Below are 17,637 nucleotides of genomic sequence, written 5' to 3' on the forward strand. Positions count from 1 at the left end.
CAGCTTTAACAAATAATTTTGTATCCCACCGGTATCTTATCGGTGGGATTTTTTATTTTTATCCTAATGGAGCGTAACTATATTCTTATCGACACGCCCGGTCGTGATTTGTTATTTCCCTTTACCTACACCCGTCCCATAGCAGCCTGCAGGGTGGGCATACTCACCGTTCAGCAAAAATGGGAACATCGGCTCAAAACCCCCGTCAGCCACTTTACCGCCGACTACCTGCAACAAAAATTCCCGCTGAAAAAAGTAGAGAATGCCGTAAACATCCTGATCAACGGACACATACTGCCCGATGATCCCCTCATCAGCAAAGTGCAGTCACTGGCCATAGGAGAGGAGCTGTATAAGGACAACAACCTTATCGCCAAAGTAGTCGAAGGAAATGACCTCAAAGCACCGGTCCACAGAAAACGCACGAACTATAAAGGAGAGATCCTTTCCATAGATCTGCCCTGGCACATTACTGCCCTCAACGATAAAGCCATCCGGCAGGACTTCGACCTCCTCACCAGAGGCCGCACTTCCCACCCCCTGCCACCAGGCAACCAACTCATCGGCGACCCCGCACAACTATTCATCGAAGAAGGCGCCAGTATCGAACATTGTTGCCTCAATACAAGCACAGGGCCCATCTACATCGGCCACAATGCCCTCCTCATGGAGGGTTCCCTCGTCAGAGGCCCCCTCGCCATCGCAGACGACGCCGTCCTGAAAATGGGCACCAAAATATATGGCGCCACCACCATCGGACCCGCCTGCATAGTAGGAGGAGAAATCAAAAATGTCGTCCTGTTCGGCTACTCCAATAAAGCACACGACGGATACCTCGGCGATGCCGTAATAGGAGAGTGGTGCAACCTCGGCGCCAATACCTCCGGCTCCAACATGAAAAATAACGGAAGCACCGTCAAAGTCTGGATGGAAGCAAAAAATGAAGCATGGCCCGCCGGACAAAAATGCGGCCTCCTCATGGGGGACTACAGCCGCGCCGGTATCCACACCATGTTCAACACCGGCACCGTCGTCAGCGTCTCCTGCAACGTCTTCGGAGGCTCCTTCCCACCCAAATTCCTGCCGGCATTCACCTGGGGAGGAACCGGCAACGTCAACGAAAGATACCGCCTCGAAGAAGCCCTCCGGGACGCCGCCACCTGGATGTCATTCAAAGGAAAAGCCATCTCATCAGCAGATATTTTAATACTGAAACATATTTATAACCTCGGAGATAGTGAAAAATGATGCTACAATATGTATTTTTAGCCTCCACATTTTAAATGATACGCTAACATGAGAAAGAAAATTGTAGCAGCAAACTGGAAAATGAACCTCACCCTCGAACAAGGTGAACAACTGATCCAGGATATACTGGCAGCCGGCCTGACATTACAGGAAGGACACGAAGTCGTAATCTCCGTCCCCTTCCCCTATCTCGCTAAAGCCAAGTCCCTGTTGAAAAATTACCCGGGATATTTCGTAGGCGCCCAGAACTGCTACAGTGAAAAAGCAGGTGCATTCACCGGCGAAGTATCCGCCGAAATGCTGCAGTCAATAGGCGTGGACTATGTGATCATCGGCCACTCCGAAAGAAGAGAATATTTCCAGGAAAACAATGCCATGCTGGCCAAAAAAGTAAACCTGGCCCTGCAATACAGCATCAAACCAATCTTCTGCTGCGGCGAACCACTCGATATCCGCCAGGCAGAAACACAAAACAACTACGTCGCAAAACAACTCGACGAAAGCCTCTTCCACCTCAGCGCCGAACAACTGAAAAACGTGGTGATCGCATACGAACCCATCTGGGCCATCGGTACCGGCCTCACCGCCTCCGCACAGCAAGCCCAGGACATGCACGCCTGGATCAGATCAAGAGTAGCAGAAAAATACGGCCGCGAAGCCGCCCTGCACCTCTCCATCCTGTACGGTGGTAGCGCCAAACCCGGCAACGCCGCAGAACTCTTCGCATCCCCCGACGTAGATGGTGGACTCATCGGTGGAGCCTCCCTCGTCGCCAAAGACTTTACCGCTATCGTAGAAAAATTATAAGACCTTATTAAAAAGTACGCAGCAAACCAGCTGCGTACTTTTTTAGTATTTAATGCTAAAAAAATTAGTATTTCCGAAAAAAGGTGTATATTTGTATCGCAATCAATTCTGATCAACAGTAAAAAATGTTTGGTTATGAATATCGAAACAAACCATACACAAGACGATAATCTATATGATTATTTACTGGTAGTTAACCCGGATAGCCGTACCTCAGAAGAAATACTGGAATATAAAAGGGTAATTGCCAACGAACTCGGATACTTCAATAGCTTCCATGCCCATCCGCATATCACCTTGTTCCGCTCCGTATTTCCGGAACGGTTCCAGGAGGGCTTCATCAACGCACTCAACGAAGTAGCCAGAGCGCAAAGCGGTTTTACCATCTACACCTCCAAATTTGATCATTTTTCTCATGGCGAGAATAAACATACCATCTATGTAAACGTAGCCAACCCCAAACCCCTCCTCGAACTACACAAACGCGTCCTGCACCTCTTCGAACTGAGATCCAACAGCTTCCGGCCACATATCACCCTGGCCAGAGCAATCTCTGCTACAGCGTTCAACCAGGTATACAGCCACTTCGATAACCAATTGTTCGTCCGCAGCTTCCAATGCCGCAGCTTCACCCTGCTACGCAAACCCGTAGCAGGCGGCCGGTACGAAACAATCAGCGAACTGACATTCGGAGATATCGAACACATGGATGGCTCACTCTTCCCACATGCCGCATAAAACTTACACCACAAAAAGAAACATTTACTTTCATGCAGGTTTGTAACCCCCTAAACTTTAACCATCATACCGGAAATGTGGCTGCAATAATGCCACATTTCCAACGGTATCAAACCATCATCTTTATTGACCCGATAAACAAATAACAATTATATTTTCTAGTCCCTTGTTAACCTTACCTGCTGATCGCTACATGCCCAATGCCGGCGTTATTTAATTCCAACAAGGCATAATACTTGTTATAAAGTCTTAAACAACGTACGGTATTTGGCAGCAGGTTCCAAAATAAAAATTATAATCACATCACCCACTACAGATAAAATTTTCTGAGCCAATATGCGTTAGTAACTTTGGACTACTATACTTTAATAAACAGATATATCGAATAGTATGTCAGTAGTATATAAAGAAATAATCGTGAAAGGAATCGTGCAAGGAGTCTATTTCAGAGCTACCACCAGAGATATAGCCAGACAACTGGGTGTCAAAGGACAGGTCAAAAACCTACCCGATGGCAGCGTACATATCATCGCAACAGGAGACGATAATGCCATAGAACAATTTATCGCCTGGTGCAGACAAGGACCTCCCGACGCAAATGTAGAAGAACTGCAGATCCTACCCCTGCCAGCACAACACTTCGATACCTTCGAGATCGTCCGGTGAAAAATAAAAAAACACGCTTATTACACACAAGTATATTTATAACCTAAGCCAATAATGAAACAGGGAAGGCGTCTGCCTTCCCTTATTTATTTTTAACCAATATGGAACGAAAAATAATATACCTACTTCCCCTGCTTCGCCAATAATGACTTGTCAATAGCCGCCTTAGGAACAATAATAGTGATCGTATTCACCGCAAAATAAGGCTCCGATACATTCATATAACCCTGGAACGGACCCGTCTTCTCTCCCCAGGAATTCTTCACCACAAAAAACTCCTTACCATTGGCACTCTTACTCAAACCCGTAATATGCATCAAATGATCATCCTCCGTCACCAACTCCTCGTACAACCGTTGACGATACTCCGGTGTATAACTCACCTCCTGTACATCCGGATCCACTTTAGCCACCTTTAACAAAGAATCAGCAGCTGGCGCAAAAGCATAACCCTTACCCGTCAACCATCCTTTATTACTTACATCCGCATCCCACATCACCGTATAACCCTTCTTAATAGCCGTCTTCGTAACATCGATCAGCTCCTTCAAAGGCACATTAAAATAAGCACCGTTGGAAAAATTATCAGGTACCTCCACAATGAATGATTGATAATAAGGATGATGAGTAAAAGATGTCAGCATCACATAATCCCCCGCATTGAACTTCAACACATCCTTGGCAAAACTTTTCGGCGTATACCGACGGCCATTATATTCAAACTCAGCAGGTGGCTTACCCATATGCACATCCAGAATAGCCGTAAATCCTTCCAGCCAATGCTCCGGAATAGGCTTCGCCAGCTTCAACGTACTATCCAGGTAAGCCTTCAACACCGGTACCATCTTGCTATGATTGTGAGACGTCTGACCTGCCGGCAGACCACTATACACACGCTCCGGTACAGCACCATAAACAGCAATCGCACGGATAGCATCGTGACCCAGCCCCCCCTCGTCAAATCGGGCATACCCCTGACGCAGGATATAGTTTTTTGCTTTCTCAATGTAAATATTACGCACAGTGAACATCTCAGAAAGATCCAACTGCGGCTGCGAAGGGGCCGTACGAATACACTCCGACTCTACCAGCGATGTAGTGGAAAAACACCAGCAAGTACCCGTAAGCGCCTGGTTCTTAACAGCAGTAGCCTGATTGTTCTTGATCACAGACAACTCCTGTGCACTGACTTGCATTACTCCCAAAGTCAGCATCATGGTAACAATATTTCTCATAGATCAGCAAAATGTTTAGATACCTGAAGGTAAAAAACTTTTAATATAAAAAAACGCCACTGTTCCTAAAAACAGTGGCGTTTAGAATGGCGGCGATTTAAATTATTTACTTACACTGATACTCAGATTGCTCTTGTTACCCTTGATAGTCAGCGATTTTACATTATCAAGATAACGACGGTACCTGCGTTTAATATCCTCGGGCTGCTTGTCCCCGTTAATATACAACTGCTCGTCCTTAAACTTGATAGAGAAAGAGCGGTCAGTTTCTATCAAACGTTCTCCCTTCAACTGCGCTATCATATCCTTGTAATCAATATCCTTATTGTTGTGGTGGATCAGCACCCGCCCCGCTCTGCCATTGATCGCCAGATCACGGAACGGATGATTGATCTCATCGTGGCGTTCATCCTGTAGTCTCTTCATTTCACTAAATGCCTTCTGCATGGCAGCCTGCGATTGCGCCCTGGCTTCTTTCAAACCTTTTCTGGTTTCCTCAGATAGCTTGTCGAAATCAAGACCTTTCAGCGCATCGTCCGAAACACCACGGAAATCAATATTTGCCAGGTCACGTTGTACAAATGCCAACTCCCGCTGCAGACCCTTCATATCCTTTCTCATGCTCTCCTGTGCACTCTTAAGACCCTGCTTCACCGCCGCATCCACTTGCTTCCTCATTTCAGCAGCACTGACATTCGAATTTTTCTTGGCCCTCGCAATATCCTGGTTGATCTTACCCCAGTCAATATTATTCAGCGCCGTCTCTACTTCCGTATCGATCTTTTTCCAGTCAATATTAGTGTTAGTACTGGTGTTCACTTTCAACTGACGGGGACTCACCATAACCTTCACCGGCCTGTTACTCACATCATTCACTCGCACATCCAGCCCTTTCTGAAAGCGATACTGGAAGCTGCTGTCATTGATAGTGGTAAAAGACGAATCTCCATGCTCATTGTTAATAACCACCCAGTTAGTCTTATCGTCGGCAGGAGCAGTACCCTTTTCACCACCTGGTAATACCGTATCCGTCACAGGTAAGGGAGTAACGTCAGCAGCAGGTGTCGCAGCAATAGGAGCTGCCGGTGCCTCCCGCTCTCCGGCAGTAGCCGTTAGTGGCGCTACCGTGTCAGTTACAGGCTGTTCACCCTGGCTAAGCGTCGGACGATCCTGCTCCTGACGGGTATCAGGATTTAACCAGGCAATTGATATCAGGCTGCCAGCTATGATCAGCATGGCCAATAAACGTTGACTATAATTCAGATGTTTAGTTTTCATTTCCATAATGCGTTTAATGCGGTGGAACAAATGGTGCTTGTCATCTGCCGCCGCCATCGCCAGCGAATTGGAAGTAAACCGGTATTCCTCCAACGCTACGAGCGCTTTGGCATAATGCAACGGAGCGGTATGGACCACGACAAGGTCATCGCAGCAGTGTTCCCGCTCCAGACGGATATTTTTAGATATCCACCATACAAATGGGTTAAAAAATAAGAGTGTCTCAACAATGGATTGGAAGATATTCAGAAGATAATCATTGCGTTTGATATGTGCCAGCTCATGCAGCAGTATAGCCTCCAGCTGCTCCGTACTCAACTGGCTGAGCATAACCGCAGGCAACAGGATGACCGGCTTCAATACACCGATCATAACCGGCACCTGCAGGTACTCCGATACCATCACCTGCACCGGCCGGGATATCCCGAGCAACAACAGCAGCTTAGGTAAGTGTGCTGCCTGTATCACCTCCGCAGGCTTCACCTGCCGGGTCTTAATGGAATACAACTGCCGGACGTCTACCAGCAATTTGATCAGCATCACAGCAACCCCCGCTACATAAAAAGCCACCAGCAACGGAAAACAAACCTCCAGGTGAGGGAATATGTCTGCTGGCACCGACGCCTCACTCCCCATCACACTGGCCATAGGAGGCGCCTCCATCACGGCCTCAGTATCATACACCAGCTGATAACTCCACTCCCGGGCAGCAGATACCTGCTCCCACAAAGTGATACAAAACCAACCGAAAATACCGGCCATAGACAGAAAAGACAGATTATATTTGGTACGGGCACTGGCATCAGGCCACAGATACAATACAGCTTTAAGACAACCATATACAAGCAGGGCCTGCCAGATAGAATGTAGCAACGTCCAGCCTAATGCTTGTATCATCGGAGTCCCCAAAGAAAACAATGTGCTCATGAAGGATATTGTTTGTAGGGTAGGAAACGGATAACAGCTTATTTCTTGTGTTCGATATCTTTCAGATATTGTTTGATCTTCTCCAACTCCTCCGATGACGACTGATGATGCCCCAACGCCTGCATCACCAACTGCGACGCAGACCCGTTAAACACCGTATCTATCATCCTGTCCAGCAACTGACGTTGCGTACGCTCCTTGGAGATAGCTGCCAAATAAATATGCGTTTTACTACTGGTATCACGGGTTAATAAACCCTTCTCATGCATGATCTGCATCAGCTTCAATGTAGTAGTATAGCCGGCATCCTTACTCTTTTCCAATATCTCATGCACCTCCCTGACCGTACTAGGCCCCCTTTCCCATACAATAGACAATATCTCCAACTCACTCTCCGTGGGTTTTATATGCTTCCCGTTATTCATATGCGTTCTGAATACAATGATTATACTATATACGAATATCTTCGTAAACAAATGTACGATACTTTTCGTAAATGCAAAATATATTTTGATAACCAGGGAAGAACGGCGGGAAATAAAGGAGGAACGGTGGCAAATCAGGAACGGAGCTGCTTCCGCAATTGCCGCGTGGTCTGCGTACTATTGTCATGGCTCCAGCCCGGCGCATTAAAGAGATAATGCCAGGCATTACGGAAAGAGCCGGCCCGGCGCAAATCCCGCCAGATCGCTGCCCACTCATGTGTTGCGATCCGCAACGGATTATAGGTATGGATGTTTTTAGTGAGTCCGTACACAGGCCGCTCTTCCTCCTCCTGGAAAGTGCCAAAGAACCGGTCCCATATGATCAAGATACCCGCATGGTTCTTGTCCAGGTACTTGATATCAGAAGCATGATGCACCCGGTGATGACTGGGAGTATTAAAAATAAGCTCCACCCAACGCGGAAATTTATAGATCGCCTCCGTATGTATCCAGAACTGGTAAATAAGACTGATCGCCTGCATACTCAATACCATCGCAGGGTGAAAACCCAACAACGGCATCCATAACCAAAACAGGAAAGTACCAGTCAGATTACCTGTCCAGGTCTGCCGTAAAGCAGTGGCCAGGTTATACTTGCGGGAAGAATGATGGATCACATGCGATGCCCAGAAAAAACGAACCGTGTGACTGCCGCGGTGAAACCAGTAATAGGTCAGATCATCCGCAAAAAAACAAACGATCCACACCCACCAGGAAAAACCGAGCGTAAAAAGCCGGTACTGATATACAAAACTATAGATAGCAAAAATGATCGCCTTGGTAAACAACCCGATAAAAACATTCCCCAGCCCCATCGCAATACTGCTTATCGCATCTTTAGTCTCATATAGGTCCCGCTTCTCCACTACCGTAAAGATCACTTCCGCCGTGATCAATATTACAAACCCTGGTATGGCATAATGGATCAGTTCTAACATATAACTAATATACCCAAAAAAAGCCGAACCGGCATAAAACAGGAATGCCGCCCTTCATGTGACCGTCAGATGAAGTAGCGGCAAGACCTGCGGGTGATAAACAATCACCACATGGGAAAAATACTTATTAAAATGCGCCTGCTTTGATCCCGATCTGGGCAGAAGGGCCGCTCAATTTCTGATCCGTGATACCAGGTGTACCCGAGCCTTGTACAAAACGGTAAGAACCGCCCGCAAATACACGTAAGAAGGTGGTAATGTTTACCTCTACATTGATAGTAGGCTCCGCTACAAAAAAAGAACTATAATCCCGGAAATGATCGTCAAACTCGTTGATCTCCTCAAACCGGGTTCTCCTGAATACACCCCCGCCTCCAATCAAGGCACCCACGCTGAAATGCACCAGCTTATCAGAATTGTGCACATACTCACCGTTAAAACCACCATACCACATCTGCCAGTATTGATGCTGATTATTGATCTTCGATGGAGTAGCAGGCACGTTATTAACGTTCGTATAACCGCCTATGCCCAACAGGAATTTCTTATCTAAAAAGACCCCGCCATAAGCGCCGGCCATTACAGTAAAATTATTGTCTATGGATGTAAATTTAGCCGCAGGACCGCCGTAACCACCTACTTTGACTTTGCCGTGGCCGGACAGTGTTTGTATACGCTGAGCATTGGCATAACAGGCACAGCATAATAACAGGGTAGCAATCAATGTTCTTTTCATAATCGTTGTTTAAGCTGATGATGGATGGATAATATGGATATGGTTACTGAATTGTCTTTTCTGCCACTACCTCACCCGAAGTTCCGAAGTAGCCCAGGATACGCTCCTTGCCATTGGCTGATTTATTGACCATATTACTCTTGACATTCTCCAGTACACGCGCAAACAACCCGCCATTATTCAGCTGATTCTCCACGTGTTTGAGGAATTCAAAACTTCCCTTTGTCAATGAACGTAATCTTACAATCACCTTCTCTTTTTGCTTAAATGGTTTATCATAATCCGTGATAGATTCGCTCAGCGGCGTAATAAACCGGAACCCGTCAGATATATCTTCTGCATAAGATCCATCTACTGAATACAAGTCCCGCAGACGGTTGTCCATACTGTTACGGTAAGAACGTATCCAGTAGTAATCATAACGGCCTTCCGGATCGGTAGCATGCCACCGGGCATAATACCCTTCCTTACCGCTGGTCGATTCCCCGTCCTTTTTAAACTCATAAGTGATAGAATCAATAGGAGGCACACGTCTGATCGTATCATAGGCTTCAAACAATTCGCCCTTGTACTGCACCTTTAGCATATAAGCATGCCCTATCACACCGATAGTGTTAGCTGCGCCCGGATCATAACTATATTTACCATTGGCATAGGCAAAGGGATAGGTCTTACCAGCCGTTATATCATACAAGGTAATCGTCGCATCGCTGATAACCGGCGCCGGCGACTGATCCAGGTAAGGAACGGATTGAGTCAGATTAATGTACTGAGGCCCTTTAACATTGGTTATCCATGCATCCAGCACCGGATAAGATTTGCCGGCAGGCACTTTTACATCTATGGGATCTTCGCAGGCGGTGAACACACCGGCAAAGGCTAATATAATGAGCAACGTCTTTTTCATATACAGCGATTGAAAAATGATTAGAACTTGAAGTTGTAAGTGATACCTGGTATGATAGAGCCGATGATAGATAAGCGTACCGCTTCTTTTTTGGTCCTGTCATCCGGATTCTGTCGGAAATAGATCGTATAGGCGTTCCTTCTGCCGTACACATTGTAAAGAGAAAATACCCATTCTCCCTGCCAGCGCTTACGCGCTTTACCCTTAACGGTATAAGAGAGGTCAAGACGATGGAAGGCCGGCAGACGATAGTTATTACGTTTGTCAGTACTGTTGTAAGGAATATCCCAGTCCTGGAATTGTAAACGACTGTCAGCAAAAGTAGCCGGTGTACCGGATGCATATACCCAGTTGGCAGAAAGTGATTTACGGTCGGTAAACTCATGTGTCAATACCAGGTTCACATTGTGCGTACGGTCATATCGGTTAATAAACCACTCATTTTTACTGATACCATCTGTCTGACGCTCAGTGCGCGATAACGTATAGCTGATCCATCCCGTGGTCTTACCCAGCTCTTTTTTTGCCTGTAACTCCAAACCATAAGCTCGTCCTTTGGACGATAACAGGTCGCCCTCTATCAACTGGTTCAGCTCCAGGTTCGCATTGTCAATATAATCCAGCTGATCCGTGGTCTTTTTGTAAAACGCCTCCGCAGAGATCTCAAACACATTCGATGGAGAATTGTAGAAGTAACCCAACGTAAACTGATCCGCCATCACCGGCCGGATATTATTGGTACTGGGTGTCCAGATATCCAGTGGAGTAGGAGAAGCGGTATTGGATAACTGGTGCATATACTGGGTAGTACGGGTGTACGATGCTTTCAACGCATGGTTATCAGTAAGTGCATACCTCGCAGTGATCCTGGGCTCCAGGTAGGTATAACGCTTGATCACAGCATTGTTGCTATAATCTTTCATACCCACCAGGGTCCGCCGGATACCGGGAGTAGTATCATTATAGTAATAGGCAGTACCCTTCCCCAGATAATAATAACTGGATAGACGAAGACCATATTGCAAACCAAAACGACTGCTGGGTTTATACTCATGATCCAGGTACAGCCCAGTCTCCAGACCGTGCTGGTCTCTCAGTTCTGTGATGTTTACACGATCGCCTTCCGTGCCTTTACCTTTACCAGGTTTGAAGGTATAATAGATCGCCTGGGCACCAAAGTGAAGACTACTCTTACTGTTGATATAGTAAGTGAAAGATGGCTTGAACCCATAGTTGATAATGTTGGATGTCCAGTCATAACCCTGCTCCGGCTCATTGGCACTCTTCCTGCTCTTGTTACTGAAAGCCAGTTTGTAATCAAACTTGCTGTAGTAAGTAGAAAGGTTCATGAACAGACGGTTGTTGAACACGTGGTTCCAACGTATAGTGGTGGTCGTATTACCCCAGTTCATGTTGATATCAGAACCAAACCCGAACACATCCCGGCCGAAGTAACCGCTAACGAACAGTGTATTGTTTTTGTTCAACTTGAAGTTCATCTTCGCAGTCAGATCGTAAAAGTTCAGTTTAGTATCCTTCATATCCCCTTTCAGGAAAGGTTTCATCAACACATCGATATAAGATCTGCGCGCAGCGACAATGAAAGAAGACTTGTCTTTTTGGATCGGTCCTTCCAGGGATAAACGGCTGAATACATTACCGATACCTCCGTTTAGATTAAACTTTTGGTTATTGCCGTCTTTCATACGGATATCCAATACCGAAGAAGTACGACCACCAAATTCAGCAGGAAAACCGCCTTTCATCAGATTGAGGCTTTTTACCGCATCAGGATTGAACACCGAAAAGAATCCCAACATATGCGTGGAATTATATACCGGCGCCTCATCCAGCAAAATCAGGTTTTCATCATTATTACCACCGCGTACGTTAAACCCGGCAGAACCTTCACCTACCGTGCTTACACCTGGTAAGGTCTGTATAGCACGCAATACATCTACCTCACCCATAAAAGTGGGCATCTTTTTCAATTGCGCAATATCAAGCCGGTTGATACTGGTGTTCAACTGGTTCACAGCTTTCTCTTTCTGCTTACCAGTCACCGTAATCTCACTCAGTTGACTGCTGGATTTCTCAAGTTTGATGTCAAAGGTCTTGTTGCCGTTCAGCAATATCTTTGTCTTATAGGCAGCATACCCTACATAGGAAAACACCAATTCATGTTCCCCGGCAGGTAAAGTAAGGGAGTAAAACCCGTACTCATTACTAACTGTACCGATACCGGTTCCAGCTTTGGAGATGGAAATGCCGATCAGGCTTTCTCCATTCTGTTTGTCTTTTACGTAACCACTGATGGTAAAACGTTGTTGTGCGTGTGACGTAAATGCCTGTAACAATAGGAAACAGGATACGAATAGTATTGACCAAGTCTTCATATAAGGCAATAGGTTTATGTTCGCCCGGATATTATCCGCTAAGATAACCATCCGGTAATTACCGAGTATATGACGAGGGTAGAGCAAGGAACCCCTATCGCAGTAGATTTTTTTTTTGTGAAGAATAGTATGTGGAGAAAACTGGCATCATACACCAGCAGAAGGAGAAAAAAGTACCAGTAGGGCAACAAAAAGGTGGTATCATATACCAAACACTGACCAGGACAAGGGACAGCGGTACAACGATACCACCCGAAGTAAGCAGGATAAGATCAGATCAGTCCAGCAGGTCACAATAGTAACCCATACGCTTTACGAACTCCATCAGGGCCGTTTCTCCCTCTTCATGGCTGATAATACGCAACACCTTGTCGCAATCCTCTATGTCTACACTGCAGGCAGACACCCTGAAGTTGGCTGTAATTGCTCTTATAACCTTATTCTTATCATGCACAGTACTAATATTTGTTTTGAATATTCCAACCATGCTGCGTTTGTTATAATTTTTCAGGATATTTTTGTACAAATTTGAATATTTTGAGGCGTTCAGGTATTGCGTGAAAAGGATAAATATTTACACAAAACGGATTATTTATGCCGCTGACCATTTCCAATGAGGTAAATGAACTGCTGTACCGGGAGGACGTCATTGTACGGGAGGAAATGCTTAACTCCAATACCATCGTGGAAGAGCGCCAGGAATTCAGCTATGAGTTCGGCACCGCCACCTTCGATGAACTGTATTTTGAAGGCATACAGATTGTACGAGGCGCCGCTACTGTTAAGGAGAATCTCCATATAGTAGCGTCAGAGACCCCCTCCCTCGTTACCTTGCAATTCGTAATAAAAGGTGAGTTCACCACCGATATGTTCGGCATACGGAAAAAAGTGCCGTTCGGCAGCCTGGAACATAACCTGGCTTACGCTCCCGTAGAAACCGGATACGTAGACGTCAATAAACAAGATCGCGTAGAACTGATCGGCCTGCACTTCACCCGCGACCGCTTTGTACAACTCGCTGAAAACAACGGACCTATACTGGAAAGACTTGCCTCCGCCATCGCCGTTGATAAACGTATCTGCCTCAACGAAAAAGGCAATCAACCCATTACCACCCGCATGCTCATGGTGCTCGAAGAGATCCGCACCTGCCAGTTCACAGGTGGCCTGAAAAAACTATATCTGCAATCTAAAGTGCTGGAAATGCTGGCATTACAATGCCAACAGCATGAAAATGCCTTCGGTGCTACCAAACAATTATTGAATATATCCGCCGCAGACCGGGAACGGCTCTACTACGCCCGTGATATACTGATACGCCATGCCCGGGAACCCCTATCCCTGTCAGCACTAGCCCGGCAGGTCGGCCTGAATGAATTTAAACTCAAAACAGGATTCAAACAACTATTCGGGAATACCGTATTCGGTTACCTCAGCGATCACCGCCTCAACAATGCCCGTACCCTGCTGCTCGAAGGCGCCAAAACCGTTACCGAAATAGCAGACGAACTGGGATATGCGTCCCTGCAACACTTCAGTAACGCCTTCCGCAAAAAGTTCGGTTGCAGCCCCAGCAAACTGAATTAAAAAACACATCCGGACAGTAGTCGTACAACCACCGCCCGGATGTATAGTATCATAATAAAAACCGACTACTAGTAAGCCAGCGTAAAACGCTGCCGGCTATGTTTAGGCTGCTCCAATTCATCGATCAACGCTACCGCATAGTCCGCACTGGAGATACGACTGTTGCCCTGCTCATCCGCTATCAGCTGATCCTTACCCAAACGGAACTTCCCCGTACGCTCCCCGGGCGCTATCATCGCTGCCGGACTTAACACCGTCCAATCCAGCTCTTTCTCTTCCTTCAGAATGTCAAGCGCTCTCCACGTACCACGCGCCAGCGGTTTCCATTCCTCCGGAAAATGAGGAGAATCTATCACCTTCTGACCCGGCGCCGTATCCAGGGATGCCGCACCTCCTACCGACAGGATACGCTTCACACCTGCCTTTTTTACCGCCGCAATCAGCGCATGCGTGGCCACCTCATAAGCCGCTACCACATCCGGCGCACCCGGCGCATTGAAAGCATTGATCACCGCATCTTGCCCGCCAATCAACTCCGCCAGCTCCCCTACATTCGTAACATCGCCTTTCTTTATCGTCAGATGCGCATGCTGCGTAGTGATCTTCTCCGGATGACGCACAATGGCAGTTACGGCATGACCGCGTTCCAAAGCCTCGGCCAGCAAAGCAGAGCCAATAAAACCAGAGGCCCCGATAATAGCTACTTTCATACTTTTAATTTTATGTGTATTAGTAAATAAACAACGTATATGCTGAAATGTTATTGTAAGTAAAAATATTACAGTTATGTGCCTGCTATACACAAAGACACCTGCCGCCGCTATTTAAGAACAACCAAACCGCATCAGTATACGAACTGTGCACTGAAATCTGCCAGCGTCACCTGCCGCAGCCTGTTGTAAACTGTCTCATCTATAGCGGTGAAAAGTTCGTCCAGCGCATCATTGATCTGCGCGCCTACAGGACATTTCGGATTGGGGAGATTCGGTGAAAAACCAAATACATGGTCCTCTTTTACCAAAGAAAAGATCTCCGCCATCGTGATACTGGCGGCGGATCTACCCAGGCGGCTGCCTCCGTTTTTACCTTCCTTGCTTTCTACCAACCCCGCCTGCCGCAATGCACTCAGCTCCTTACGGACTAAGGCCGCGTTCGTATTCAACGAACTGGCAATGATCTCGGAGGGCATCCACTCTTCTTCAGAACCGGCGAGTAAAGTGAGTATGTGAACTGATATAGCGAACTTGCTCTTGATCATTCTGTAATAAATTACATTACAGTACAAAGGTAGAAGGATTTATTTAATTGCCCAAATCCCCCTGCTTAAATACTGTTAAAAAAAGATCCCCGGAGACAGCTCTTGAGACTGCATCCGGGGACGATATAAAGAAATCATGATCTTATTTTACCTGTACATGGGCAGCGGTATGGGCAGTCGCCTGGCCTGCAAGGATCTCTTTTTTCTGTTGGGTCGCTTTAGCGGCAGTAGTGGAGTGCTGGTGCAGTTGCGCCAGGGTAGGGGCTATTACCAGCGATACAATGGACATCAGTTTGATAAGGATGTTCATAGAAGGGCCAGAGGTGTCTTTAAATGGATCACCTACCGTGTCGCCCGTTACAGATGCTTTATGTGGCTCAGATTTTTTATAGTAAGTCTCACCATTGATCTCTACGCCTTTTTCGAATGATTTTTTCGCGTTATCCCAGGCACCACCGGCATTGTTCTGGAACATACCCATCAATACACCACTTACAGTAGCACCGGCCAGGAATCCACCCAGTACTTCAGGGCCGAATATGAAACCGACCAGCAGCGGAGAAACCAGCGCAATCGCACCTGGTATCAGCATCTTGCGGATAGAGGCCTGCGTAGAGATCGCCACACATTTGTCATACTCCGGCTTACCGGTACCTTCCATAATACCAGGGATGGTCTTGAACTGGCGGCGTACTTCCTCTACCATGCTCATCGCCGCTTCACCTACAGCGCGGATCGCCAGGGAAGAGAAAATGAACGGTATCATAGCACCTACAAACAGGCCAGCCAGTACATCCGCTTTGTAAATGTTGATCACATCACCCAGGGGATAACCGTTATTGTTGATCACACCTACATAGGCGGCGAACAGCGCCAGGGCAGTCAACGCAGCTGAAGCGATCGCAAATCCTTTACCAGTAGCCGCAGTAGTGTTACCCACAGCATCCAGGATGTCGGTTTTCTCACGCACTTCTTTAGGCAGCTCACTCATTTCAGCGATACCGCCGGCGTTATCAGCGATAGGACCGAATGCGTCTATAGCCAGCTGCATAGCCGTAGTAGCCATCATACCGGCAGCAGCGATCGCCACACCATAAAGGCCTGCCAGTGCATAAGAACCATATATACCACCCGCCAGTACCAGGATAGGCAGCAGGGTGGATTCCATACCGATCGCCAGACCACCGATGATGTTGGTGGCATGACCGGTAGAAGATTGACGGATGATAGAACGTACAGGACGTTTACCCATGGCAGTATAATACTCGGTGATGATACTCATCAGGGTACCTACTACCAGACCTACTGCAATAGCACCGAATACGCCATTACGGGAGAACTCCTGGCCACGCAGGACCATAGTCTCAGGCAGCAGCCAGTTGACCGCAAAGAAAGAGGCAATAGCGGTCAGTACGATAGAACCCCAGTTACCCATATTCAACGCACGTTGCACCGCATCCGTGTGCAGGCCGGCGTTGTCGCTGATCTTTACGAAGAAAGTACCTACGATAGAAAATACAATGCCGATACCAGCGATAAACATCGGTAACAGTACCGGTGCCAGTCCGGCAAAAGCATCCTGGGATTTGGTCTCCACGCCAAGCACCATAGTGGCGAGTACGGTGGCTACATAGGAACCGAAAAGGTCGGCGCCCATACCAGCTACGTCACCTACGTTATCACCTACGTTGTCGGCGATAGTAGCAGGGTTACGCGGATCATCTTCAGGAATGCCGGCTTCTACTTTACCTACCAGGTCGGCACCTACGTCGGCAGCTTTAGTATAGATACCGCCGCCTACACGGGCGAACAGGGCGATACTCTCCGCGCCCAGTGAGAAACCGGTCAGTACTTCAATGGTTTTGATCATCTCCGGAGTATCGGCTTCCGCACCGAAGTAGGCCTTTAATATGACAAATAGGCCACCCAGCCCTAATACCGCCAGGCCAGCTACACCCATACCCATTACAGAGCCACCGGTGAAAGATACCTGTAATGCTTTAGCCAAGCTGGTACGTGCAGCATGTGCCGTACGCACATTCGCTTTGGTAGCGATCCTCATTCCAATAAAACCTGCGACAGCGGAAAATACAGCACCTAATACAAAGGCTAAGGCAATAGTCCAGTCCGAATTAGCATGGGAAGCTCCCATATATCCTAATAACAGGGCGGCAATGATCACAAAGTAGGTCAGGATCTTGTATTCAGCTTTAAGAAATGCCATAGCGCCTTCAGCTATATACCGGGCTATTTCAGTCATCCGTTCATTGCCGGCCTCCTGGCGGGATACCCAGGCACTTCTTACGGCAGTGAACAACAATGCTAGTAATCCAAAACATGGAACGAGGTAAACGATACTCATATAAGCGATTTTTAAATATGCAAGGTTGACAAAAATAATGTATTCGAATTTATTTTTCTAATCACCAAA

At 47.0% G+C, this 17,637-nt stretch carries 16 protein-coding genes; 5 read left to right on the forward strand and 11 right to left on the reverse strand.

Annotation, left to right across the window (positions count from 1 at the left end; genetic code table 11):
• Positions 1 to 66: 66 nt before the first annotated feature.
• The 4 genes from KTO58_RS04300 (at position 67) to KTO58_RS04315 (ending at position 3,459) form a co-directional block, all read left to right on the forward strand.
• Complete coding sequence (locus KTO58_RS04300) at positions 67 to 1,248, forward strand: putative sugar nucleotidyl transferase (protein WP_095840573.1); 1,182 nt, start codon at positions 67 to 69, stop codon at positions 1,246 to 1,248.
• A gap of 48 nt (positions 1,249 to 1,296) precedes the next feature.
• Complete coding sequence (gene tpiA, locus KTO58_RS04305) at positions 1,297 to 2,055, forward strand: triose-phosphate isomerase (protein WP_095840572.1); 759 nt, start codon at positions 1,297 to 1,299, stop codon at positions 2,053 to 2,055.
• A 135-nt stretch (positions 2,056 to 2,190) separates the two neighbouring features.
• A complete protein-coding gene (locus KTO58_RS04310; protein WP_157753191.1) occupies positions 2,191 to 2,793 on the forward strand; it encodes a 2'-5' RNA ligase family protein in 603 nt (200 codons plus the stop codon).
• Between the two features lie 390 nt (positions 2,794 to 3,183).
• Complete coding sequence (locus KTO58_RS04315; RefSeq protein WP_095840570.1) at positions 3,184 to 3,459, forward strand: acylphosphatase; 276 nt, start codon at positions 3,184 to 3,186, stop codon at positions 3,457 to 3,459.
• 122 nt (positions 3,460 to 3,581) lie between these two features.
• Here KTO58_RS04315 and KTO58_RS04320 read toward each other — a convergent pair whose 3' ends face one another.
• From KTO58_RS04320 to KTO58_RS04355, 8 genes are all read right to left on the reverse strand, one after another.
• Positions 3,582 to 4,694, reverse strand: a complete 1,113-nt coding sequence (locus KTO58_RS04320) for a C1 family peptidase (RefSeq protein ID WP_095840569.1) — start codon at positions 4,692 to 4,694, stop codon at positions 3,582 to 3,584.
• Positions 4,695 to 4,796: 102 nt separating this feature from the next.
• Complete coding sequence (locus KTO58_RS04325) at positions 4,797 to 6,899, reverse strand: M56 family metallopeptidase (protein ID WP_095840568.1); 2,103 nt, start codon at positions 6,897 to 6,899, stop codon at positions 4,797 to 4,799.
• A 38-nt stretch (positions 6,900 to 6,937) separates the two neighbouring features.
• A complete protein-coding gene (locus tag KTO58_RS04330) occupies positions 6,938 to 7,324 on the reverse strand; it encodes a BlaI/MecI/CopY family transcriptional regulator (RefSeq protein ID WP_095841713.1) in 387 nt (128 codons plus the stop codon).
• Positions 7,325 to 7,458: 134 nt separating this feature from the next.
• The gene (locus KTO58_RS04335) at positions 7,459 to 8,322 is read right to left on the reverse strand and encodes a sterol desaturase family protein (RefSeq protein WP_095840567.1); all 864 of its coding nucleotides are present in this window, start codon (positions 8,320 to 8,322) and stop codon (positions 7,459 to 7,461) included.
• Positions 8,323 to 8,449: 127 nt separating this feature from the next.
• Positions 8,450 to 9,058: a hypothetical protein gene (locus KTO58_RS04340; RefSeq protein WP_095840566.1), complete on the reverse strand. Its 609-nt coding sequence runs from the start codon at positions 9,056 to 9,058 to the stop codon at positions 8,450 to 8,452.
• A gap of 43 nt (positions 9,059 to 9,101) precedes the next feature.
• Complete coding sequence (locus KTO58_RS04345) at positions 9,102 to 9,965, reverse strand: DUF4249 domain-containing protein (protein WP_095840565.1); 864 nt, start codon at positions 9,963 to 9,965, stop codon at positions 9,102 to 9,104.
• Positions 9,966 to 9,985: 20 nt separating this feature from the next.
• Entirely contained in the window at positions 9,986 to 12,361 is a 2,376-nt protein-coding gene (locus KTO58_RS04350) for a TonB-dependent receptor (RefSeq protein WP_095841712.1), read from the reverse strand.
• 277 nt (positions 12,362 to 12,638) lie between these two features.
• A complete protein-coding gene (locus KTO58_RS04355; protein WP_225860049.1) occupies positions 12,639 to 12,815 on the reverse strand; it encodes a hypothetical protein in 177 nt (58 codons plus the stop codon).
• Positions 12,816 to 12,955: 140 nt separating this feature from the next.
• Between KTO58_RS04355 and KTO58_RS04360 the strand changes: the two genes are divergently transcribed.
• The gene (locus KTO58_RS04360) at positions 12,956 to 13,948 is read left to right on the forward strand and encodes a helix-turn-helix transcriptional regulator (RefSeq protein WP_095840564.1); all 993 of its coding nucleotides are present in this window, start codon (positions 12,956 to 12,958) and stop codon (positions 13,946 to 13,948) included.
• 68 nt (positions 13,949 to 14,016) lie between these two features.
• Here the strand turns inward: KTO58_RS04360 and KTO58_RS04365 are convergent, their stop codons facing one another.
• The 3 genes from KTO58_RS04365 to KTO58_RS04375 form a co-directional block, all read right to left on the reverse strand.
• Entirely contained in the window at positions 14,017 to 14,658 is a 642-nt protein-coding gene (locus KTO58_RS04365) for an NAD(P)-dependent oxidoreductase (protein WP_095840563.1), read from the reverse strand.
• Positions 14,659 to 14,792: 134 nt separating this feature from the next.
• The gene (locus KTO58_RS04370; protein WP_095840562.1) at positions 14,793 to 15,206 is read right to left on the reverse strand and encodes an Rrf2 family transcriptional regulator; all 414 of its coding nucleotides are present in this window, start codon (positions 15,204 to 15,206) and stop codon (positions 14,793 to 14,795) included.
• A gap of 142 nt (positions 15,207 to 15,348) precedes the next feature.
• A complete protein-coding gene (locus tag KTO58_RS04375; RefSeq protein WP_095840561.1) occupies positions 15,349 to 17,568 on the reverse strand; it encodes a sodium-translocating pyrophosphatase in 2,220 nt (739 codons plus the stop codon).
• Positions 17,569 to 17,637: the final 69 nt, after the last annotated feature.

The organism is Chitinophaga pendula (assembly GCF_020386615.1).
GTDB lineage: Bacteria > Bacteroidota > Bacteroidia > Chitinophagales > Chitinophagaceae > Chitinophaga > Chitinophaga pendula.